We start from the raw sequence: 22,900 nt of genomic DNA on the forward strand, positions 1-22,900 counted from the left end.
CGAGGGTGTGCGGCTGTGGCCGTGAGCTGGTCTGTACCGTTAACCACTCGGTCATCCCCGCGCAGGTGCACTGCTGTCTGGGAATGACGAAGTAGCGGGGGGGGGGGGGCGCCAGCTCGCGGCTGCATCGATCTCGTATGCACGGCTCGTTGGCTGCGCACCGGCCACGCCCGCCCGCGCCGCTACGATGCCGCCCCATGCAAATGCCTTACGAGTGGCAGATCGGCTGGCGCTACACGCGCGCCGGTCGGGCCGGGCGGCGAAACCGCTTCATCTCATTCATCTCCGGCGTCTCCATGCTCGGCATCGGGCTGGGCGTGGCGGCGCTGATCATCGTGCTGTCGGTGATGAATGGCTTCCAGAAGGAAGTGCGCGACCGCATGCTCAGCGTCATTTCGCACGTCGAGGTGCTGGAGCCAGGCGGTGCCGCGCTGCCCGACTGGCGCGCCGTGGCCGCGCAGGCCCGGCAGCAGCCGCAGGTGCAGGGCGCGGCGCCCTTCATCGCCACGCAGGCGCTGCTGGCGCGCGGCGACAACATGCGCGGCGTGCTGGTGCGCGGCATCGAGCCGGCCGAGGAGGCCACCGTCACGCCGCTGGCGGCACGGCTGCGCGACACCACGCTGGCGCGGCTGCAGCCCGGCGCCTGGCAGATCGTGCTGGGCGCCGAGCTGGCCCGGCAGCTCGGCGTGGCCCCGGGCGACAGCGTCACGCTCGTCGCCCCGGGCGGCCAGGTCACGCCCGCCGGCGTGGTGCCGCGCTTTCGCGCCTTCACGGTGGCGGGCACCTTCTCCGCCGGCCACTACGAGTACGACAGCGCGCTGGCGCTGATCCACCTGGAGGACGCGGCGCGGCTGTTCCGCGTCGAGGGGCCCACCGGCGTGCAGCTGCGCCTGGCCGACGTCAACGAGGCGCGCGCCGTGGCGCAGCAGCTCGGCGCCTCGATGCCGCAGCTGCTCGTGCGCGACTGGACCCGCACCAACGCCGCCTGGTTCGACGCGGTGCAGATCGAGAAGCGGCTGATGTTCATCATCCTCACGCTCATCGTCGCGGTGGCGGCTTTCAACCTGGTCTCCACGCTCGTGATGACCGTCACCGACAAGCGCGCCGACATCGCCATCCTGCGCACCCTGGGCGCGAGCCCGCGCTCGATCATGGGCATCTTCGTGGTGCAGGGCGCCGCGGCCGGGATCATCGGCACCCTGGGCGGCACGGCGCTGGGGCTGCTGGTGGCGCTGAACGTGGGCACCATCGTCCCGGCCATCGAGCGCATGCTCAACGTCAACTTCCTGCCCGGCAGTATTTACGTCATCAACCACATGCCCAGCGACCCGCAGCGCGGCGACATCATTCCCATCGTCCTCATCTCCCTGCTGCTGGCCCTGCTGGCCACGCTGTACCCGAGCTGGCGCGCCAGCCGCGTCAACCCGGCGGAGGCGCTGCGCTATGAGTGAGGCCTTCACCGCCCGGGCCCAGGCGCCGGCCGCCGCGGGTGTCCCGGCCCCCGGCGAGGCGGTGCTGTCGTGCGCCGGGCTGTCCAAGCGATTCCATGACGGCACGCTGGACGTGCAGGTGCTGCGCGACGTCACGCTGCAGGTGCAGTGCGCGCACACGCTGGCCATCGTCGGCGCCTCCGGCTCGGGCAAGAGCACGCTGCTGCACCTGCTCGGCGGGCTGGACGCGCCCAGCAGCGGGCGCGTGCAACTGCTGGGCCGCGACTTCGCGGCCATGAACGCCGCCGAGCAGGGCCGCTGGCGCAACGCGCACCTGGGCTTCATCTACCAGTTCCACCACCTGCTGCCGGAGTTCACGGCGCTGGACAACGTCGCCATGCCGCTGCGCGTGCGCCGCATGGCGCTGGAGCCCGCGCGCGAACAGGCGCGGCAGATGCTCGCGCGCGTGGGACTGGCGCAGCGCGTGCAGCACCGGCCCAGCGAGCTCTCCGGCGGCGAGCGTCAGCGCGTGGCGATCGCTCGCGCGCTGGTGGCGCAGCCGGCCTGCGTGCTGGCCGACGAGCCCACCGGCAACCTCGACCGCGACACCGCCGACGCGGTGTTCGCGCTGATGCTGGAGCTCGCGCGCGAGCGCGGCACGGCCTTCGTGCTGGTCACGCACGACGAGCGCCTGGCCGCGCGTTGTGACCAGGCGCTGCGCCTGATCCAGGGCGTGCTGCAGCCCTCCTGAAGGCCAAAGGAGGCCCGGGATTTGCCTGCTAGGGCTACTCCCGATTCACAAGTCCCCCTCCACGGACTTGGCAACCGGGACGAACCAATGTCGGTTCATGCGGGTCTAAGAAGACCGGCCTTACAGGAGGATCGTTGTGAAAGTTCTTGCCATCACTTCCTTGGTCGTCGCCGCGCTGGGGGCCTCGTCGGCCATGGCGCAAAGCCAACCCCTGACACGTGATGAAGTCCGGGCGGACCTGACCCAGGCCCGTTCCAGCGGCGCGCTGGAGCGCACCGACCATAACTACGGCACCTGGTGGGCGGACAACCCGTCTTCGCCCAACTACAGCCAGAGCTACAGCACGGGCCCCGCGATCAGCGACACCGGCATGGCCAGCAGCTCGCCCATGTCCTACGACAGCAGCAGCATGGGCGCGGCGGGCCGCAGCTATGACGGCAGCACCAGCGGCGGCCCCGCCAGCCGCGCGGACGTGGCCGCCGACCGCGACAGCGCCTTGCGCAGCGGGCGCTGGATCTTCAATGACCTCGACGGCGTGCAGCGCCTCGAACCGGGCTGGAACAGCCACGCGGGCCACGTCTACATGGGCCCGGCCGACAGCTACTGAGTCCGGCTGAGAGCGCGCCGGCCCGGCCGCCCACCGCCGGGGAAACCGGGCTGGCCCCGGGGCCGTAAGGTCCTCGTCCCGGGCGGTAACTCCGGGCTCTCACAATGGGGACGTGAAGCCGTCCCCGCGATTTCCGCACAGCCTGCCCGCCGCCGCGCTGCGGGTGCTTCTTCTGGTCTTGCTGCTCGCCTTGCCCGTCGCGCCGGTCCTGGCCGCCGCGCCGGAGCCGGACGCGGGCAGCGCGGCCCCCACCTCCGGGGCGCCCGGCCTGGGCCAGCCCGGCGAGCCGGTGGCGCTGGTGGTGGGCTACCAGCCTTACTTCACGTCCGCCTGGTCCGCGCTGGTGATGCGCGGCAAGCGCTTCCATGAGCGCTACCTGCCCAAGGGCTCGACGGTGGAGTTCGAACCGGCACTGCAGGGCCGCAAGATCGCCGCGGCGATGCAGTCGGGCCGCATGCACCTGGGTTACATGGGGCCGGTGTCGGCGCTGGTGGCTGCGGCGCGCTCCGAGGGCCAGCCCGGCGAGCTGCGGCTGGTGGCCGTGCTGGGCCTGGGCTACGACCAGTGCAACGTGCTGCTGGCACGCGTCGGCGGGCCGGCGACGCTGAAGGCGCTGCAAGGCAGCCGCCTGGCCGCGCCGCGAGACAGCTGCGCCGACCGCTTCGCCCGCGAGCTGCTGCGCGAGCGCAGCCTCTCCCCGGCCACGTACCTGGGCCAGAACATCGAACAGATCGCCAACGGCCTGCGCGCCGGGCGCCTGGACGCCGCGGCGGTGTGGGAGCCCGTGGCCACGCGGCTGGAGCAGGAAGGCGTGGCGCGGCGCATCGGCAGCGGGCGCGAGCTGGGGCAGGTGGATGGGGGCTTCCTCGTCATGCGCGCGGAGCTGCTGGAGCGCCGCCCGGACGTGGCCCAGGCCTGGCTGCAGGCCGAGCTGGACGCGCAGCGTTTCCTGGCCGACCCGGCCAATGCCGAGGAGATCGTGCGTCTGGCGCTGGCGCAGACCGCCGGCTTCGACGACGCGACGCTGTGGAACGCGTTCTACGCCGCGGCCGAGGCCGATGCGCAGGTGCCGCGCATGACGCTGCCCTTCGTCTTCGACGAGGCGGCGCGGCGCCTCCTGGCCGACACCATGGCCTACCTGCATGGCGCGGGGCAGGTGCCGTCGGACGTGCTGCCGCCCCGCGCGCTGGCGGTGGAGCCGGCGCAGGCGGTGCTGCGCGGGCGCGGCCTGGCCTCGCCCGTGGGCCGCGTGATGCCGCAGCCCGCGCGCGCCGTCGGCGAGCTGCCCGAAGGGCGCGTGCGCATCACGGTGCGCGAGGGCGGCTGGGGCAACGCCAACACACGCGACATCCGCGACGTGCTGGCGGCCGTGGCGCGCGAGCTGCAGGAGCGCATCCCGGGCCGGCCGCTGGCGCCGATCGTGGTGTCGCACTCCAGGCGCTCGCCCATCTCGCTCTACGAGCGCGGCCCGCGCGGCGAGTACCAGGTACAGCTCACGGCGCGCGACGACCGCTGGGCCGGCTACGTGTACGAGTTCGCGCACGAGTTCTGTCACATCCTGGGCAATTACGACCGCCATCCGCACTTCCAGGGCGCGGGCGCGCACCAGTGGTTCGAGGAGGCGCTGTGCGAGGTGTCCTCGCTCTACACGCTGCAGCGCTTTGCGGTGGAGTGGCAGGTCAAGCCGCCCAGCCCGCGGCTGCAGGCCTATGCCCAGGAACTGCAGGCCAGCGCCGACCGCTTCCTGGCCGAGAAGCACCGACGCCTGGCGCCGGGCCAGACCCTGGCGGCCTGGTACGCCGAGAACGCGCAGCGCCTGCGCGGTGGCGCCTACGACCGGGACCGCAACGAGGTCGTGGCCACGCTGCTGCTGCCGCTGTTCGACGAGAACCCGGAGCTGTGGGAAGCGCTGGGCTACCTCAACCTCGAGGCCCCGGGCGGCAGTTTCGAGCAGTACCTGCGCACCTGGCATGACAACGCGCCGCCCGAGCTGCGCGACAGCATCAGCTACGTGATGGCGCTGTTCTTCGGCCCTGGCGCTGGACGGCGCGACGCGGCCCCGCACATCGAGTTCACGGTGCCTTACGGGCTGAATTCCGGGCCGGACGGCATTGCGCGGCTGCTGGCGCGGCTGCTGGAGCCGGCGCTGGGCGCGGCCATCGAACTGGCCAACGTGCCCGGCGCCTCGGGCAACACGGGGCTCACGCGCTTGCTGGCGACCGGCGACCCGGCCAATGCGCTGGCCATCATTGGCGGCAGCACGGTGTGGGTGTGGGCGGGCGGCACGGGCACGGTGGAGCCGCGGCTGTTCGAGGTGCTGGGCGTGGTTTCCACCTTCGAGTCCTTCCTGTTCGCGCCGGCCGACAGCCCCTTCCGCAGCTTGCAGGACGTGCTGGACTTCGCCAGCAAGAACCCCGACCGCCTGCGCGTGGCGAGCTCCGGCGCGGGCGGGCGCGACGAGCTGGCGATCCGGGCCCTGGGCGCGCAGGGGGCGCGGCTGCTCAACGTGCCGGTGTCCAAGCACGATGAGCGCGTCGCGGCGGTGCTGGACAAGCGCGTGGAGCTGCTGTTCGAGGAGCCGGGCGACGTGGCGGAGCTGCTGGAGCAGGGCAGGCTGCGGCCGCTGGCGGTGCTGGCGGCGCGGCGCGACCCGGCCTTCCCGGAGGTGCCGGCGGCGCAGGAACTGGGCTTCGACCTGCGGCCCTTCACCAGCTTCCGCGCGGTGGTGGCCAATGCGTCCATGGCACCGCAGCGGGTGCGGGCGCTGCGCCAGGAGCTCGCCCGCGTGCTGCAGAGCCCCGACTGGCGCGACTACTGCCGCCACCTGCTGAGCTGCGCCGACCCGCTGACCGAGGAGCAGACGCGCACGTACCTGCAGCGCTACTACGAGGCGGCGAAGGCGTACCGGGCGCAGTTGCCGCGGTGAGGAGTGGTCCCCAAAAGACCGGCGCGCCCCGCGGGGCGCGCCGGTCACGTCATCGGGAAGGCCGCAGGCTCAGGCCACGCGTCCGAACCACCACAGCGACAGCCCCGCCGCGGCCAGGGCCAGCGCGGCGCCCAGGATGGCGAAGAGGGCGGTGATCTCGGTTTCCTTCTTCTCCATCACCAGGCGCGAGGACAGCGTCTGGTACACCTTCTTCAGGTCGGCCGCGGTGCCGGCGTAGAAATACTCGGCGCGGGTGAGGTCGGCGATGGTCTTGAGCGTTTCCTCGTCCAGCCGCACCCGCATGCTCCAGCCCTCGAAGCCGATGGTGTCGCCCTCCTTGGTGCCGATGCCCACGGTGTAGACGCGCACCCCGCGCTCGGCAGCCATGCGGGCCGATTCCACCGGATCCGGCCCCGTGGTGCGCTGGCCGTCGGTGAGCAGGATGACGGCCGCCGAGGCGTAGCTGCCGGGCTCCACGGGCTTGAAGTCACGCTGCTTGTTTTCCTCGTTGTTCTCGCCCAGCGTCTGGGGCGCCATCGGGCGCTGCCCGGTGACCTGGCTCAGGTCGATACCCGCGTCCGGGAAGATGGTGGCCAGCGACAGCACGATGCCACTGCCGATGGCCGTGGCGCGCTGGAGCTGGAAGCGGTCGATGGCGGCCACCACGTCCTCGCGGCTGAAGGTGGGCGCCTGCACCACCGCGGCCGTGCCGGCGAAGCTCACCACGCCCACGCGCACGTCGCGCGGCAGGTCGGCCAGGAAGGCCTTGGCCGCGCTCTGCGCCGCCACCAGCCGCGTGGGCTGCACGTCGGCGGCGCGCATGCTGCCGGAGACGTCCATGGCCAGGATGATGGTCTGCTCGGCCAGCGGCAGCGTCATCACCGCCGTGGGCCGTGCCGAGGCCAGCAGCAGCGTGCCCAGCGACAGCAGCAGCAGCACCGGCGGCACGTGGCGTTTCCAGGTGCCGCCGCGGCCCAGCGCCTGCTTCACCAGCCCCAGGTCGGCATAGGGCAAGACCACCTGCTTGCGCCGGCGCAGCAGCCACAGGTACAGCAGCACCAGCAGCGGCAGCAGCAGCAGCGTCCACAGCAGCGAGGGCCACAGGAAATTCATCATGGCGACTCCCAGCAATCCCGGTGGTTCTAAATGACATGGGGCCGCGGCGCCACGCTGCCGGCGGCCAGTCGGCTGCGCTGGCGCCGCAGGTGTACGAAGCGCACGATCGCGGCGGCCAGGTCCTCGTCGCTGGCCAGCTCCAGCGTGTCCACGCCGGCCTGCGCCAGGCCGGTGCGCAACTCGGCTTCGCGCCGCCGCGCCACGTTGGCGAAGCGCTGGCGAAAGCCTCTGGAATGCGTGTCCACCATCAGTTGCTCGCCGGTCTCGGCGTCCTGGATGTAGACCATGCCCAGGTCGGGCAGCTCCAGCTCCAGCGGGTCGTACAGCCGCACCGCGATCACCTCGTGGCGCAGCGCCAGCGCCGACAGCGGCTCGCTCCAGCCCGGCTCGCTGAAGAAGTCCGACAGCACGAACACCAGCGAGCGCCGGCGCAGCTGCTGCAGCGCGCCTTGCAGCAGCTCGTGCAGCCGCGTGCCCTGCGGCATGGCCACCGGCTCGGGGCGGTTCATGAGCCGCTGCAGCAGCTCCAGCACCTGCAGCCGCCCGCTGCGCGCGGGCAGCACGGTGTCCACGCGGCTGCCGTAGAGCAGGGCGCCGACGCGGTTGCCCCGGCGCGCCAGCAGCCGCGCGATCACGGCGGTGAAGTCGATGCCTATCTGCGCCTTGCTGCGCCGGCGCGAGCCGAAGTGCACCGAGGGGCTGAGGTCGAGCAGGAACCAGGCGGCGATGTCGCGGTCCTCGGTGTACTCGCGCACGTAGGGCTGCTGCAGCCGCGCCGTGACGTTCCAGTCGATGCGGCGCACGTCGTCGTGGTGCTGGTACTCGCGCAGGTCCGCCAGGTCCAGCCCCTCGCCGCGGAAGAGGGTGCGGTAATCGCCCTGCAGCCAGCCGTCGAGGCGGCGGATGGTGCTCCACTCCAGGCGCCGCAGCAGCGCCTCGGCGTTGGCACCGGGCAGGGCGTTCATCCCCGTTCGCTCAGCCTCCACCCCCGTTCGCCCTGAGCCTGTCGAAGGGCCTGCCGCCCGGCCGGGACGCGGGGCTTCGATAGGCTCAGCCCGAGCGGCATCCTTTTTCACGGCTTCAGCCATTGGCGGCGAGCTGGACACGGGCTTCCAGCGGTTTGTCGGGCGCGGGCAGCTTCTGCATCAGCTTGCCGATGATGGTGTCGGGCGTGATGCCCTCGGCCAGCGCCTCGTAGCTCAGCGTCAGGCGGTGGCGCAGCACGTCGGCGGCCAGGTCCACCATGTCCTCGGGCAGCACGTAGCCGCGCCCGCGCAGGAAGGCCAGCGCGCGCGCGCCCTCGACCAGGTTGATGGTGGCGCGCGGGCTGGCGCCGAAGGTGATGTAGCGCCCCATGTCGCCCAGCCCCGCGCGCGCCGGGTCGCGCGTGGCGGCCACGAGCTTGACGGCGTACTGCATCAGCGAGGGGTCCACGTACAGGCTGCGGCAGGCCTGCTGCAGCCCGGCGAGCTGCAGCGTGGTGGCCACCGGCTGCACTTCCACCGGCGCGCCGGTGACGCGCTCGACGATGACGAACTCCTCTTCCTCGGTGGGGTAGTCCACCAGCACCTTCATCATGAAGCGGTCCACCTGCGCCTCGGGCAGCGGGTAGGTGCCTTCGGTTTCGATGGGGTTCTGCGTCGCCATCACCAGGAAGGGCTCGGGCACGCGGTGCGTGGTGCCGGCGATGGTGACCTGGCGCTCCTGCATCACCTCCAGCAGCGCGCTCTGCACCTTGGCCGGCGCGCGGTTGATCTCGTCGGCCAGCAGCAGGTTGGTGAACACCGGGCCCAGCGTGGTGCTGAAGTCGCCGCTCTTCTGGTTGTAGATGCGCGTGCCCACCAGGTCGGCGGGCACGAGGTCGGGCGTGAACTGGATGCGCTTGAACTGCCCGCGCAGCGTCTGCGACAGGGTCTTGACGGTGAGTGTCTTGGCCAGGCCGGGGACGCCCTCCACCAGCAGGTGGCCCTGCGCGAGCATGGCCACCAGCACACGCTCCAGGAAGCGGTCTTGGCCCACCACCACGCGCTTGACTTCGTAGAGCACGCGCTCCATTAGGGCCGCGGTTTCGCTGTTGCTGCCGTGCATTCGAATCCTCCCGTCGGGAAATGGATGTGGTGGGAAAGCCGGTTGAGGAAGCGGGCCGGCGCCACCGCGGCCGGCCCGCGTGGGGGCGTCAGAACGGCGGCAGCCCGGCGCCGCCGGCGGCGTTCTCGATCGGCACGGCGAAGCCGATGCCCACGAAAAAGCGCTGCTGTACCGGGTTGAGGATGGCGGTGACGATGCCCACCACCTCGCCGTCGTCGGTGACCAGCGGGCCGCCGGAACTGCCCGGGTTGGCCATGGCATCGAACTGGATCAGGTTGGAGAGCACCTGCTTGCCTTCGGGCGAGCGGAACTCGCGCTTGAGCCCGGAAACCACGCCCGCCGACACCGAGGGCCCGATGCCGAAGGGGAAGCCCACGGCCGTGACACGGTCGCCGGGCTTGAGGTCGGCGGTGGAGCGCAGCGTGGCGGCCTGCAGGTCGTCGGGGATGCGCTGCGCGCGCAGCACCGCCAGGTCGTTCTCGGGCATGACGTTGACCACCGTGGCCTCCGACTCCAGCCCGTCGGAGAACACCACCTGCACCCGCCGCGCGCCGCTGACCACGTGCAGGTTGGTCAGGATCAGCCCGCTGTCCACGATCACCACGCCGCTGCCCACGCCGACCTCGTTGCCATGGGCCGGGCTGTCGCCGCCCACGCCCTTCTTGCCCGGGTCGGGCTTGGCCACGCCGTTGCTCGGCCCGCTCCCGGCGGCGGCGTCGGCCGGGCCGTCGTCGTCCAGCCCCACCACGCGCACCACCGAGCCGCGGATCTTGTCGAAGGCCTTGGCGGTGGGCGAGGGCAGCGGCTGGGTTTCGAGCGCCTTGCGTACCGCGGCGTCGATGTGCTTTTGCGTGATCACTTGCGCCGCTGGGCGCGAGGCCTCCCACAGCACCACCGGTCCACCCAGCAGCAGCGCGCCGGCCAGCGCCCAGCCCCAGGCCGGCAGCGCCAGGGCACGGCGCCGCTTGGGCGTCAAGGACTTGGTGGCGTCGGGAGAGGCGGGCGGGGAGGCGGCCGTCGCGGCGGCGGGGGCTGCGGAGGCCTGGGCCGGGGGTGCGGCGGCCGGCTGGCCGGGCATGGGTTCAGTCCGATCCACCTCCGGCGGGCGCACCCGGCTGGAGTGGCTGTAAAGCGGTGTCCGGTTCGACCTGCGCCCGTTCATCTGCGCCCCCTGCTGTGCAGCAATGCGGCCCCACGGTAGCACGATCCTCGCTCAGGCATCATGGGGCGCATGGGTTACGCCGCTTTGCCGTGGGTTGACACCCACTGTCATCTGGATGCCGACGAATTCGAAGCCGATCGCGACGCGGTGGTGCAACGCGCACGCGATGCTTCCATCCAGCAAATCGTGCTCCCGGCGGTGGCGCCGGCGAACTTCGAAACCGTGCGCGCGCTGGCCCAGTCCCACGGTCTGGGCTACGCGCTGGGCATCCATCCTATGTATGTGCAAGGCGCCGGCGCGCAGGCGCTGCAGGCCCTGCGGGAGTCCTTGCGGCAGCACCGCGGCGACCCGCGCCTGGTGGCCGTGGGCGAGATCGGGCTGGACTTCTTCGTGCCCGGCCTGGACCGCGCGCTGCAGGAAGAAGTGCTGGCCGGGCAGCTGGCGCTGGCGCGCGAGCACGGGCTGCCGGTGCTGCTGCACAGCCGCCGCGCGGTGGACCGGCTGCTGATGCACCTGCGCCGCGCCGGCGTGACCGGCGGCATCGCGCACGCCTTCAACGGCAGCGCGCAGCAGGCGCGCGCCTTCTTGGACCTGGGCTTCAGGCTGGGCTTCGGCGGGGCCATGACCTTCGAGCGCGCGCTGCAGATCCGGCGCCTGGCCGCCGAGCTGCCGGCCGACGCGCTGGTGCTGGAGACCGACGCGCCCGACATTCCGCCGCAGTGGCTCTACCGCAAGGCCGCCGAGCGCGCCGAAGGTGCGGCCATCGGCGCGCGCAACGAGCCGGCCGAGCTGCCGCGCATCGCGCTGGCGCTGGCCGCGCTGCGCGGCTGGTCGGCCGAGGAAACCGCGGCCGTGACCGCCGCCAACGCCCGGGCCGCACTGCCGCGGCTCGCGCCGCTGATGCCCTGAGCCCGGCACCCCGTCCCGGCAAGGCACACTCGCGGCCCTTTTCCCTATACAGCGCAGCGAGATCCCACCACATGGCCAGCAAGAAGACCCCGGCACGCCAGGCGCAGGCCGGCGCCACCATTTCCGAGTACGCCGGCGTGCGCTACCTGCACCTGGGCACGGAGTGGGTGCAGGGCGCGATGCGCGTGCGCAAGCCGCAGCAGATCGAACTCGAATACGTGCAGCGCATGATGGCCTGGATGCTGTGGCGCCCCAGCGCCGAAGTCGCGCAGGGGCAGGCGGTGCAGCTGGGCCTGGGCGCCGGTGCCATCACCCGCTTCTGCCACCAGGCGCTCAGGATGAAGACCACCGCCGTGGAGCTCAACGCCACCGTCATCGACGCCTGCAAGCTGTGGTTCCACCTGCCCGATGACGACGCGCGGCTGACGGTGCTGCACGAGGATGCCGCGCGCTGGGTGGCCGACCCGGCGCACCTGGGCACGGTGCAGGTGCTCAACGTGGACCTCTACGACCACGAGGCCGCCGCGCCGGTGCTTGACGACGAAACCTTCTACGCCCGCTGCCGCGGCGTGCTGGCCGACGGCGGGCTCATGACGGTGAACCTCTTCGGCCGCGACGCGAGCTTCGAACGCAGCGCCGCGCGCATCGCCGCCGCCTTCGGGCTGGATCAGGTCTGGAACCTCGCCCCCACCAAGGAGGGCAACACCATCGTCGTGGCTGCTCGCGGCGTGGTCGTGCCCGACCGCGACACGCTCATCGCCCGCGCCGAGCACATCCGCGAACGCTTCGGCCTGCCCGCGCCCAAGTGGTTGCGGCTGGTGCGGCCGCTGCGGCTGCCGGCCTGAACCGCGCCGGGGCCGGCGGCCCGGTCTCCTGAAGTCGCGCTTACGTGGAATCCACAAAAAAGCGCCGAGGGCGATTCCTAGAATCCGCCCAACTTTCGGTACAGGAGACATCACCGTGAAGATAAAAAGTCAGAAGGACTTCTGGTCCGGACTGATGTTCGTCGCCGTGGGCCTGGGCTTCGCCTGGGGCTCAACCAACTACAGCTTCGGCGTGGCCGCGCGTCCAGGGCCGGGCTACTTTCCCTTTGGCCTGGGCCTGTTGATGGCCGTCCTCGGCGGCGTGGTGCTGTTCAATTCGTTGGTCGTCGAGACCGAGGACGGCGAGCGCGTCGGCGCCTTCGCCTGGAAGCCTCTGCTGATCATCGTCGGCTCCGTCCTGGTGTTCGGCTTCCTGCTGCCGCGCCTGGGCATGTTCATCACGCTGCCGCTGCTGGTGGTGATGTCGGCCAGCGCCAGCGACGAGTTCAAGCTCAAGGAAGCGCTGTTCAACGCGGTGATCCTCACCGTGGGCAGCTGGGCCATCTTCATCTACGGCCTGAACCTCACCATCCCGCTGTGGCCGGAACTCGGCGCGGCCACCGGAGGCTGATCGCATGGAACTGTTCGACAACCTGGCGCTGGGCTTCCAGACCGCCTTCACCTTCAGCAACATCCTCTGGGCACTGGGTGGCGCCATCCTGGGCACGCTCATCGGCGTGCTGCCGGGCCTGGGCCCGGTGGCGACCATCGCGATGCTGCTGCCCAGCATCTACTCGCTGGACGCCACGCCCGCGCTGATCATGCTGGCGGGCATCTACTACGGCGCACAGTACGGCGGCTCCACCACCGCCATCCTGATCAACGTGCCGGGCGAGTCGAGCTCGGTGGTGACGGCCATCGACGGCTACACCATGGCGCGCAAGGGCCGCGCCGGCGCGGCGCTGGCCGCCGCGGGCCTGGGCTCGTTCTTCGCTGGTTGCGTGGGCACCATCGTCATCGCCGCCTTCGCGCCGCCGCTGACCGAGCTGGCCTTCAAGTTCGGCCCGGCCGAGTACTTCTCGCTGATGGTGCTGGGCCTCATCGGTGCGGTGGTGCTGGCCTCGGGCTCGCTGGTCAAGGCCATCGCCATGATCCTGCTGGGCCTGCTGCTGGGCCAGATCAACACCGACGTGATCTCGGGCGTGCCGCGCTACAGCTTTGACATCCCTGAGCTCACCGACGGCATCAACTTCGTGGCCATCGCCATGGGCGTGTTCGGCTTCGGCGAGATCATCTCCAACCTGGGCCGCCCGGCCGAGCACCGCGAGGTCTTCACCAAGCACGTCAGCGGCCTGTGGCCGACCAAGCAGGACTTCAAGGACGGCTTCCCGGCCGTGCTGCGCGGCACGGCGCTGGGCTCGATCCTGGGCGTGCTGCCCGGCGGTGGCGCGCTGCTGTCCTCCTTTGCCGCCTACACGGTGGAGAAGAAGACCCGCGGCCGTCCCGGCGAGGTGCCTTTCGGCCAGGGCAACATCCGCGGCGTGGCCGGCCCCGAGGCCGCCAACAACGCCGGCGCGCAGACCAGCTTCATCCCGATGCTCACGCTGGGCATCCCGCCCAACGCCGTGATGGCGCTGATGGTGGGCGCGATGACCATCAAGGGCATCCAGCCGGGCCCGCAGGTCATGACCAGCAACCCCGAGCTGTTCTGGGGCCTGATCGCCTCGATGTGGATCGGCAACCTGATGCTGGTGATCCTGAACCTGCCGCTCATCGGCATCTGGATCAAGCTGCTGACGGTGCCCTACCGCTTCCTGTTCCCGGCCATCATGAGCTTCTGCTGCATCGGCCTGTACACGCTCAACAACAACAACTTCGACGTGTACCTGGCCGCCGGCTTCGGCGTGGTGGGCTACCTGTTCTACAAGCTCGGCTGCGAACCCGCGCCGCTGCTGCTGGGATTCATCCTGGGCCCGATGATGGAAGAGAACCTGCGCCGCGCGCTGCTGCTGTCGCGCGGCGACTGGTCCACCTTCATGTCGCGCCCGCTCTCGGCCGGGCTGCTGCTGGCGGCGCTGCTGATGATCGTCGTGGTCATGCTGCCCTCCATCAAGAACAAGCGCGAGGTCGCGTTCCAGGACGCCGACTGATTTCCCTCGACCTCCGCCAACCCGAAGGGCCGCCGCGTGCGGCCCTTTTTCCTTTTGCGGCCGGGCAGGGGAGGCACGCGTGGTGCCCACAATCGGTGCAACCGCAACCCCAGGAGCCGCGCGATGTTCGACTACCGCAATCCCTACCCGACGCCACGCCTGCCGGTGTTCGCGCGCAACGTGGTGGCCACTTCGCACCCGCTGGCCGCGCAGGCCGGGCTGCGCATGCTCGCCGCCGGGGGCAACGCGGTGGACGCGGCCGTCGCCGCCGCCGCGGCGATGACGGTGCTGGAGCCCTGCAGCAACGGCCTGGGCTCGGACGCCTTCTGCATCCTGTGGGACGGCACCGAGCTGCACGGCCTCAACGCCTCGGGCCGCGCGCCGGCGGCGTGGACGCCCGCCTATTTCCATGACCGCTACGGCGCCGGCGCGGCCACGCCGCCGCGCCGCGGCTGGGACAGCGTCACCGTGCCCGGCGCCGTTTCGGCCTGGGTCGCGCTGTCGCAGCGCTTCGGCCGGCTGCCCCTGGCGCGCGTGCTGGCGCCGGCCATCGACGTGGCCGAGCGCGGCTACGCCGTGCCGGTGGTGGTGCAGCAGAAATGGGCCGCGGCCGCGGCGCTGCCCGAGATCGCCTCGCAGCCGGGCTTTGCCGACACCTTCCTGCCCTGGGGCAGGGCGCCGCACGTGGGGGAGCGCTTCGCCATGCCGGGCGCGGCGCGCGCGCTGCGCGCCATCGCCGCCACGGGCGGGCAGGCGCTCTACGGCGGCGAGATCGGGCAGGCGCTGGCGGCCGAGGCGCGGGCAGCCGGCGCCGCGCTCACGCTGGAGGATCTCGCGGGCTACGCGCCCGAGTGGGTGCGGCCGGTGGGGCAGGACTACCGCGGCTGGCGGCTGCACCAGATCCCGCCCAACGGCCAGGGCCTGGCGGCGCTGATGGCGCTGGGCATCGCGCAGCACTTCGACCTGCGCGCGCTGGGCCCGGACAGCGCCGAGGCGCAGCACCTGCAGATCGAGGCCATGAAGCTGGCCTTCGCCGACGTCTACCGCTACGTGGCCGAGCCCGGCTGCATGGAGTGCACGGCCGAGCAGCTGCTCGACCCGGGCTACCTGGCCGCGCGCGCCCAGCTCATCGACCCGCGGCGCGCGCAGGACTTCGGCCACGGCGAGCCGATGCCCGGCGGCACCATCTACCTCACGGCCGCGGACGAGCAGGGGATGATGGTGAGCTTCATCCAGAGCAACTACCTGGGCTTCGGCTCCGGCGTGGTACTGCCGCAGTGGGGATTGAGCCTGCAGAACCGCGGCCACGCCTTCAGCCTCGACGCGGCCAGCCCCAACGTGGTGGCGCCGGGCAAGCGGCCCTTCCACACCATCATTCCCGGCTTCCTCACCCGCGACGGCGAGCCGGTGATGAGCTTCGGCGTCATGGGCGCCAACATGCAGCCGCAGGGCCAGCTGCAGACCCTGGTGCGCATGCTCGACCATGGCCAGAACCCGCAGGCCGCCTGCGATGCGCCGCGCTGGCGAATTAATTCGGGCCTGGCCCTAAACATCGAATCCGCAATGCCGATGAGCGCCGTGACCGGCTTGCAGGCGCTCGGCCACCGCATCGAAGTCCTGGCGGACAGCTACCAGGACTTCGGTGCCGGCCAGTTCATCTGGCGCCTGGGCGAGCCCGGCCGCGATGGCTACGTCGCGGCCAGCGATCCGCGACGCGACGGCGCGGCGGTCGGTTTCTGAGCCGCGTCGGCGGCCTGCATGCCACGGCGTCCATGACGCCGTACTGGCGGCGCGAGCCTGGGCGCTTGCGTTAAAAAACGTGAAGTACGTCAGATTACGGCGACTTCCGTTGCTGCTGCATTCCTGCGGTAAGCGAATGGTACTTAAAGTTTGGCGCAGAGGCTGCCGATAGCCAAACGCATACGGCACCCACTGTTTCCACGAAGCCGCACGACGGCTTCCGGCCGGACATCCGCTTGACCTCGCTGCATGCCTCCGGCGCAGGGCAGGGCGTGTCTTGGCCTTGAAGAAAGACAAGATGACGCTCGACCGCCTTCTGCGCCGCCCTGTCTCGTTCCTGAGCTCCTGGGTCCTGCGCTTCCTCGGCTTGCTGCTGCTGGGTCTCGCCTGTGCGGGAACGGCGCAGGCGCAACTGCTGGTCTCGCGCCTGGTGGACAGCCCGGACCCGGTCGTTGCCCGCGCTACCGTCGCCTACACCATCGGCATCGCCGACGAGAAGAGCGTGGCACGTTCGGGCATCACGCTGAACGTGACGATTCCCGCCGGCGTCATCTACGACAAGATCGAGGGCCTGCCCGTCGGTGCGTCGTGCAGCGGCATCACGCCGGGGACGTTCACCGGGGCCAGCGCGACAACGCTGAGCTGCTCGAACATCTCCATCCCGGCGGGGCACGGTTCGGACTACACCTTGTACCTGCGTCCGCAGGTGTCAGGTGCCCTGACCGTGGCGGCGGCGATCGAAGGCGTTGCCCGGAAGCAGGAGCAGAACACCACGGTGAACGTCGGCGCCGACCTGGGCGTGACCATCAAGCCGATGGAGGCGGCGGCCTACGGGACGAGCCAGACCGTCGAGTTCGAGATCCAGAACTACGGGCCCAACGACTCGCCTGCATCCACGCTGACCTACAGCGTGCCGTCGGGCTTCGATATCAAGCCCACGGCCGTCCCGTCGGGCTGCTCGCTGGAGGAGCTGTCGGATAAGACCAAGAGGATGACGTGCAGCCTGGGTGCGATCGCGGTGGGTGCCGACAGGAAGGTCACGCTCAGGGTCACCGGCACCATCATGGTGGGCGACGGCTCCGCGATGACCCACACCGTCGACATTGCCGCCGGCGGCGGCGTGAGCGATGGCGTGGACGGAAACAACAGCGCCTACCAGGTGATGGACATCAAGCCTGGAAGCCTGCTGTCGGTGGTCAAGTCGCAATCGAGCGCCAACCCGATCCGGCTGAACCAGGCATTCAGCTACCAGTTCGACCTCAAGTACTCCGGGAGCTTTCCCGTGGGCGCGGAGGTCAGCGACACCCTGCCGGCGAACTTCTGTTTCGACTCGTCCGTGCAGCCCACGACCTACACGGTCAACGGTTGGTCATGCACGGTCACCGGCAACGTGTGTCCCGCCGCCGGGGCGGTGCTGAGCTGCACGCGCACGGGTGCGGGCTCGGCCACGCCCGGCGACAACGTGTCGCTGGGCCGCGTGACGATGCCGGTGAGGGCCATCGCGCGGACCGAAGGGGCCGGCGTGACCAACACGGTGAACTTCACCGCCACCGGACCTGGCAAAGTCACTCCCAGCAGCGCCTCGGTGCTGACGGTCGTGACCGGCACGGGGGCCGACCTGTATGCCAGAAAGACTCAGAACAGGTCGCCGCAGGTCGCCGTGCCGGTCTGTACCAGCCCGCCTTGCACCAAGGAGTACGAGATCGAGTACTCGATCTCCGCCTACAACCTCGGGCCTGACGATGTACTGGCCGGCGAGACGGTCAGGATGGTCGACAACGTGCCCGAAGGCATCTATGTCAAGAGCATCAGTAGCAACGGGCAAGGAGGCAGTGGCCAGCCCTGGCGCTGCCAGGCCCAGGTCAGCAAAGAGAACGCCACGCCGTTGACGCTTCCGCGGGCCGGTCCGTTTGCGCTGGTGTGCACCAGCCAGGGCAAGGCCCTCCCTTCGGGCTCGCTCAGCGACGTCATCGCGCTGTACACGTATGCCACGAAGGCGCGGGACAACAACGCACAGGTCGAGAACGAGCTGTGCGTGAGCCTGCCGAACCATCCGGCCAAGGACCCGAACACGCTCAACGACTGCGCCTATGCGGCCGTGATACCGCAGGGCGCGGACACGCAGGCCGATGTCGCGCTGCTCAAGCGTGTGCGCGGTCCCGGCGACAAGTCCGACCACCGGCAGCTCGCGGGCTTGCCGGTGGTCTGGGAAATCGAGGTCGTGAACCTTGGCCCCAACGTCGCCCGGGACGTGGCGCTCACGGACTCGATCAGCAACGTTGCCGTTGACCGGCCTTATTCCACCGCGCTCGTCGTGGCGCCGGACAGCGGCGTCGTGATGAACAACTGCGCGCTGAACAAGGGCACCAACTACCTGACGCTGACAAACTGCGTCGTCACCACCTTGCCCGTGTGCAAGGCAAGCACGGACACCAGCGGCAGTACGGCTCCTCCTTGTCCCCGCGTCCAGATCTCGGTGGTCCACACCGGGGACGATGCCACGGCCAACGACTTCACGCGCACCAACAGTGCCTCCGTCCAGACCACGGGCACGGCGGACAAGGTGCTGGGCAACAACAGCTCGGGCACCGTCACGGCCTACCTGACCGGTCGCGCGGACCTGCAGGTGCTCAAGGCGGGCAATCCGGCGGCGATCGCGGCGGGGCAACTGCTCAACTACACGATCACGGCCAAGAACCTTGCCACCAGCCCCGGTACGGCACGCAACGTGGTGGTGACGGACACGTTGCCTGTCGGCGTGGTGTTCCTGTCGGCCACCCCCAGCGGCACCGGCAGCTGCACCGCGCCGGCCAAGGGCACCGCCGCCACGTCGGGCAACAACACGGTGCGCTGCTCCTGGGCCTCGATGGCGCGCAACACGCAGCAGACCGTCACGATCCAGGTGCGGCCGCAAGTGGGGCTGTCCGCGCTGGTGGGCGGGCCGGGTGCCATCACGAACGTCGTGGAGATCGCCAGCGACACGCTGGAAGTCAACGTCGCCGACAACAGGGCCACGTTGACCACCCAGATCCTCAATCCCGTCTACGACCTGCTGGTCAACAAGAACGACGACGCGGACCCGGTGGACAGTGGCGACGAGGTCACCTACACGCTGAAGGTCACCAACAACGGCGCTTCCACCGCTGAGAAGGTCGTGCTCACGGACTTCCTGCCCGGTGATGTCGGTGCCCCGACCTACGTGGGCATCATCGAGAAGCCGGCGGACGTGAGCTGCACCACCACGGGCGTGAGCGTCGGGGTCGCGGGCGGCACCGTGACCTGCACCATTCCTTCGCTGCCCGGCTCGGGTCCCGGGGCTACCAGCGAAGGCGACAACTTCAAGATCCTGAAGATCAAGCTTCGCGGCGCGGCCAAAGGCACGTTCCCCAACAAGGCCAAGGTGGCTTTCGAGGAGAGCCGGCTCAACGTCGCCGACCAGCCCCAGACCAACAACGAGATCACGGAATTCACCACCGTGCGCCTGAAGGCCGATGTGGAGGTCGTGAGCAAGGTGGCGGTGCAAAGCGGCACGTCCAACGCGCTGCCGGTGATCTCGACCACGATGGCCACGCAGGGTTTCGACTGGCTGGTGCAGCTGCGCAACAACGGCCCCAGCGACGCCGAGACCACGACCTTCAGCGACACCCTGCCCGACGGCATGGTGCTCACGGGAGCGCCGACCTTCACCGTGACCAACGGCAGCTTCACGCCGGCGGCGCCGAGCTGCACGGGTGCCGCGGGTGGCAAGGCCGTCAGCTGCGCGCTCGCCGTCATGCCGGCCAATGCCACGGCCACGGTGCGCATCCCGGTGAAGATGAGCAGCGCGCCGGCCGTCGGCACGACCATCACCAACCGGGCCTCGCTGGTCACCAGCGGCTCGAACGACACCCAGGGCGGGGTCGATCCCAACAAGCCCAACAACTACCGTGACGGCACGACCACCGTGCAAAACGCAGTGGTGTCGGGCTACGTCTTCTACGACCTCAACGGCAACGGCCAGAAGGAGGACGGGGAGCCCGGCATCGCGACGACGCTGGCGCTCAAGAACACGGCGTCCAACACGCAGGTGGGCACGACCAGCAGCGATCCGGTCACGGGGGCCTGGAGCTTCGCCGTGGCGCCCGGCACCTACACGGTGACCGAGACCCAGCCCGCGCTTTATGCCAACGGCCTCACGACCGCGGGCACGGTCGGCGGTGTCACGTCCGGCACGGTGGCTGGCGGAAGCCGCGGCAACGAAATCCAGGGCATCGTCGTGCCCGCCGGCGGCGCTTCGATCAACAACCTCTTCGGCGAAGAGCGGCCCAACATCACGGTGCGCGTGTTCGAGGACCTCGACAACAACGGCGTTCCCGCCGCCACCGGCGAGGCCGGCATCGGCGGCGTGACGCTGACGCTCTCCGGGGTGGACGCCAATGGCCAGACGGTCAACCTGACGGCCGCGCCCGTGGCGGGCAAGGCCGGCTACTACATCTTCACCGACGTGCCGGCGTCCGGTGCGGCCGGGTACACCATCACGGAGACGCAGCCGCCGCTCTACCTGCCCGGCAAGGCTTCGGTGAAGAGCGGCCTGCCCGGCAGCGCGCAGTCGGGCGGCAACAGCATCACCGGCGTGAAGGTATCGGCCGGCACGCTGCAACTGGGCGACTACTACTTCGGCGAGATCCGCCGTCCCAATGCCACCGTGACGGTGCGCGTGTACGAGGACCTCGACGACAACGGCGCTCCCGCCGCCACCGGCGAAGCCGGCATCGGCGGCGTCACCTTGCGCCTGTCCGGCACGGATGCGCAGGGCAAGGCCGTGGACCTGATCGCCACGGCGGTGGCCGGGCAGACGGGCCGCTACAGCTTCGCCAACGTGCCGCCCTCGAACGGCGCCGGCTACATGATCACGCAGTCCCAGCCCACGGGCTACCTGCCGGGCAAGGCGAGCGTCAACGGCTTCCCGGGCACCGTGCAGACCGGCGGCAACGTCATCACCGGCGTGACGGTCAACACCGGCGACGCGGCCGTGACGACGCTGGGCGACTACTGGTTCGGCGAGATCCGCGCCACGGACCTGCAGGTGGTCAGCAAGGTTGCGGTCGCTACCGGTACGGCGACGTCCAAGACGAGCGTGCTGCCGCAGGAACCCTTCGACTACCTGGTCACGGTGCGCAACAACGGCCCGCAGGCCACGACGGCCGTGCAGTTCAGCGACACGCTGCCCTCGGGCATGGTGCTCACGGGCGCGCCCGAGTTCACGGTCACCGCCGGCACCATCACGCTGCAGACGCCCGCGAAGCCCTGTACCGGGGCGGCCAACGGCACGTCGGTGGGCTGCGCCATCGCCAGCATGTCTTCGGGCGCCGCGGCGACGGTGCGCATCCCGGTGCAGCTCACGGGCAATCCGGACGTGGGCACGGTGTTCACCAACACCGCCAGCATCGTCACCACGGGCATCACCGACAGCAACGGGGGCACCGACCCGCTGGGCGGCAACAACTTCAACCGCGGCAGCGTCACCGTGGCGCCGCGTGCCGACGTGCAGATCCTGAGCAAAACCGCGGTCGCCACCGGCACCGCCGTCGCCAAGACGCAGCTTCAGGCCGACGAGCGTTTTGACTTCCTGGTCCTGGTGCGCAACAACGGCCCGCAGGCAGCGCAGACCACGCAGTTCAGCGACACCCTGCCCACGGGCCTGGAGCTTGCGGGCGCACCGGTGTTCACCGTCACCGGCGGCACCTTCACGCCGGCGGCACCGACCTGCACTACGACCGGCGGCATGACGGTCACCTGTGCCATCGCCGACATGCCGGCCAACGGCACGGCCACGGTGCGCATCCCGGTGCGCATCAAGAACCCCAGCACCCTGGTCTCGGGCCAGGTGCTGACCAACACCGCCAGCATCGTCACCACGGGCACCATCGACACCAACGGCGGCACCGATCCGCTGGGCGGCAACAACCACGGCAGCGGCAGCATCACCTACAGCGCCAACCTGAGCGCCGACGTGCAGGTGCTGGACAAGACCGCGGTGGCCACGGGCAAGGACGCCGCCACGGGCAAGCTCACCGGCGTGGAGCCGAACCAGTCCTTCGACTGGCTGGTGCGCGTGAAGAACGCGGGCCCGGATGCGGCGCAGACCGTGACCGTGACCGACACGCTGCCCGCGGGCATGGTGCTCACGGGTGCGCCGGTGTTCACCGTCACCAGCGGCACCTTCACGCCGCCGTCGCCGGTGTGCACCGGCACGAAGGGCGGCAACGCCGTCTCGTGCCCGGTCACGAACATGCCGGCCAATGGCGAGGCCACGCTGCGCATACCCGTGCAGATCACGGACGCGTCCCTCGTGGGCAAGACGGTGAGCAACAGCGCCACCATCGCCGCCACGGGCTCGTCGGACACCAAGACGAACAACAACTCCGGCACCGGGACGATCCCGGTGCAAGGCAGCATCGTCTCGGGCTTCGTCTACCACGACGCCAACGCCAACGGCCAGAAGGACGCGGGTGAGGCCGGCATTGCCGGCGTGACGCTCACGCTCAACGGCACCCGCCAGGGCGGCGGCGCGGTCGCTCAGCAGACCGCCACCACCGACGCCAGCGGCGCGTGGTCGTTCCCGGTGCCCGCGGGCACCTATACGGTGGCCGAGACCCAGCCCGCGCTCTATGCCAACGGCCTCACGGCCGTGGGCACGGTGTCCGGCACCGCGTCCGGCACGGTGGTCGGCGGAACGCGCGGCAACACGATCCAGGGCATCGTGGTGCCCGCCAACGGTTCCTCGATCAACAACCTCTTCGGCGAGGAACTGTCCACCATCACGGTGCGCGTGTTCGAGGACCTCGACAACAACGGCGTTCCCGCCGCCACCGGCGAGGCCGGCATCGGCGGCGTGGCGCTGAAGCTCACCGGCACCGATGCCAATGGCCAGGCGGTGAACCTGACGGCCACGGCGGTGGCGGGCAAGGCCGGCTACTACGTCTTCACCGACGTGCCGGTGTCCAACGCCACCGGGTACACCATCACCGAGACGCAGCCGGAGGCCTACCTGCCCGGCAAGGCCTCGGTGCAGACCGGCCAACCCGGCAGCGCGCAGACGGACGGCAACCGCATCACCAGCGTGGCCGTCACGGCCAGCACGCTGCAACTGGGCGACTACCTGTTCGGCGAGCTGCGCCGTGCGGGCGCGAGCGTGACCGCGCGCGTGTTCGAGGACCAGGATGACGACGGCGCGCT

14 protein-coding genes are annotated in these 22,900 nt (G+C 70.5%); 10 read left to right on the plus strand and 4 right to left on the minus strand.

Translation table 11 applies throughout. The annotated features are described in order from the left end of the window. The first annotated feature begins 197 nt into the window (after positions 1-197). The 4 genes from Q0741_RS01275 to Q0741_RS01290 all read left to right on the plus strand — a co-directional run bounded on the left by Q0741_RS01275 (position 198) and on the right by Q0741_RS01290 (position 5,714). Entirely contained in the window at positions 198-1,451 is a 1,254-nt protein-coding gene (locus Q0741_RS01275) for a lipoprotein-releasing ABC transporter permease subunit (protein WP_298231390.1), read from the plus strand. Then, a complete protein-coding gene (gene lolD, locus Q0741_RS01280) occupies positions 1,444-2,181 on the plus strand; it encodes a lipoprotein-releasing ABC transporter ATP-binding protein LolD (RefSeq protein WP_298231391.1) in 738 nt (245 codons plus the stop codon). Before Q0741_RS01275 ends, lolD begins: the two co-directional genes overlap by 8 nt. 136 nt (positions 2,182-2,317) lie before the next feature. Beyond that, on the plus strand, positions 2,318-2,788 hold the full coding sequence (locus tag Q0741_RS01285) for a DUF4148 domain-containing protein (RefSeq protein WP_298231392.1): 471 nt from the start codon (positions 2,318-2,320) through the stop codon (positions 2,786-2,788). Positions 2,789-2,900: 112 nt separating this feature from the next. Continuing rightward, the gene (locus Q0741_RS01290) at positions 2,901-5,714 is read left to right on the plus strand and encodes a tripartite tricarboxylate transporter substrate-binding protein (protein WP_298231393.1); all 2,814 of its coding nucleotides are present in this window, start codon (positions 2,901-2,903) and stop codon (positions 5,712-5,714) included. A gap of 69 nt (positions 5,715-5,783) precedes the next feature. Here the strand turns inward: Q0741_RS01290 and Q0741_RS01295 are convergent, their stop codons facing one another. The 4 genes from Q0741_RS01295 to Q0741_RS01310 form a co-directional block, all read right to left on the minus strand. After that, positions 5,784-6,827, minus strand: coding sequence for a VWA domain-containing protein (locus tag Q0741_RS01295; protein WP_298231394.1), 1,044 nt, complete (start codon positions 6,825-6,827; stop codon positions 5,784-5,786). Between the two features lie 29 nt (positions 6,828-6,856). Next, complete coding sequence (locus tag Q0741_RS01300; protein WP_298231395.1) at positions 6,857-7,795, minus strand: DUF58 domain-containing protein; 939 nt, start codon at positions 7,793-7,795, stop codon at positions 6,857-6,859. Between the two features lie 115 nt (positions 7,796-7,910). Beyond that, complete coding sequence (locus Q0741_RS01305; protein WP_298231396.1) at positions 7,911-8,918, minus strand: MoxR family ATPase; 1,008 nt, start codon at positions 8,916-8,918, stop codon at positions 7,911-7,913. An 88-nt stretch (positions 8,919-9,006) separates the two neighbouring features. After that, the gene (locus Q0741_RS01310; protein WP_298231397.1) at positions 9,007-9,996 is read right to left on the minus strand and encodes a trypsin-like peptidase domain-containing protein; all 990 of its coding nucleotides are present in this window, start codon (positions 9,994-9,996) and stop codon (positions 9,007-9,009) included. A 153-nt stretch (positions 9,997-10,149) separates the two neighbouring features. On the opposite strand from Q0741_RS01310, the gene Q0741_RS01315 reads away from it, so the two are divergent. The 6 genes from Q0741_RS01315 to Q0741_RS01340 form a co-directional block, all read left to right on the plus strand. Next, positions 10,150-10,989: a TatD family hydrolase gene (locus Q0741_RS01315; RefSeq protein WP_298231398.1), complete on the plus strand. Its 840-nt coding sequence runs from the start codon at positions 10,150-10,152 to the stop codon at positions 10,987-10,989. A gap of 71 nt (positions 10,990-11,060) precedes the next feature. Next, on the plus strand, positions 11,061-11,834 hold the full coding sequence (locus Q0741_RS01320; RefSeq protein WP_298231399.1) for a spermidine synthase: 774 nt from the start codon (positions 11,061-11,063) through the stop codon (positions 11,832-11,834). Positions 11,835-11,949: 115 nt separating this feature from the next. Beyond that, positions 11,950-12,423, plus strand: a complete 474-nt coding sequence (locus Q0741_RS01325) for a tripartite tricarboxylate transporter TctB family protein (protein ID WP_298231400.1) — start codon at positions 11,950-11,952, stop codon at positions 12,421-12,423. Positions 12,424-12,427: 4 nt separating this feature from the next. Next, positions 12,428-13,942 carry a tripartite tricarboxylate transporter permease gene (locus Q0741_RS01330; protein ID WP_298231401.1) on the plus strand — a complete coding sequence of 505 codons (1,515 nt, stop codon included), beginning with the start codon at positions 12,428-12,430 and terminating at the stop codon, positions 13,940-13,942. 123 nt (positions 13,943-14,065) lie between these two features. Further along, positions 14,066-15,682, plus strand: a complete 1,617-nt coding sequence (locus Q0741_RS01335) for a gamma-glutamyltransferase family protein (protein WP_298231402.1) — start codon at positions 14,066-14,068, stop codon at positions 15,680-15,682. Positions 15,683-15,980: 298 nt separating this feature from the next. Next, the coding region (locus tag Q0741_RS01340; protein ID WP_298231403.1) for an S-layer family protein at positions 15,981-22,900 on the plus strand (6,920 nt) is incomplete at its 3' end.

Source organism: uncultured Azohydromonas sp. (genome assembly GCF_937926365.1).
Classification (GTDB): Bacteria; Pseudomonadota; Gammaproteobacteria; order Burkholderiales; family Burkholderiaceae_C; genus Azohydromonas.

Coding starts and splice junctions, on each gene's coding strand:
- Q0741_RS01275 (WP_298231390.1), top strand. CDS start 198: ATGCAAATGCCTTACGAGTGGCAGATCGGCTGGCGCTACACGCGCGCC.
- lolD (WP_298231391.1), top strand. CDS start 1,444: ATGAGTGAGGCCTTCACCGCCCGGGCCCAGGCGCCGGCCGCCGCGGGT.
- Q0741_RS01295 (WP_298231394.1), bottom strand. CDS start 6,827: ATGAATTTCCTGTGGCCCTCGCTGCTGTGGACGCTGCTGCTGCTGCCG.
- Q0741_RS01300 (WP_298231395.1), bottom strand. CDS start 7,795: ATGAACGCCCTGCCCGGTGCCAACGCCGAGGCGCTGCTGCGGCGCCTG.
- Q0741_RS01305 (WP_298231396.1), bottom strand. CDS start 8,918: ATGCACGGCAGCAACAGCGAAACCGCGGCCCTAATGGAGCGCGTGCTC.
- Q0741_RS01310 (WP_298231397.1), bottom strand. CDS start 9,996: ATGCCCGGCCAGCCGGCCGCCGCACCCCCGGCCCAGGCCTCCGCAGCC.
- Q0741_RS01315 (WP_298231398.1), top strand. CDS start 10,150: ATGGGTTACGCCGCTTTGCCGTGGGTTGACACCCACTGTCATCTGGAT.
- Q0741_RS01320 (WP_298231399.1), top strand. CDS start 11,061: ATGGCCAGCAAGAAGACCCCGGCACGCCAGGCGCAGGCCGGCGCCACC.
- Q0741_RS01330 (WP_298231401.1), top strand. CDS start 12,428: ATGGAACTGTTCGACAACCTGGCGCTGGGCTTCCAGACCGCCTTCACC.
- Q0741_RS01335 (WP_298231402.1), top strand. CDS start 14,066: ATGTTCGACTACCGCAATCCCTACCCGACGCCACGCCTGCCGGTGTTC.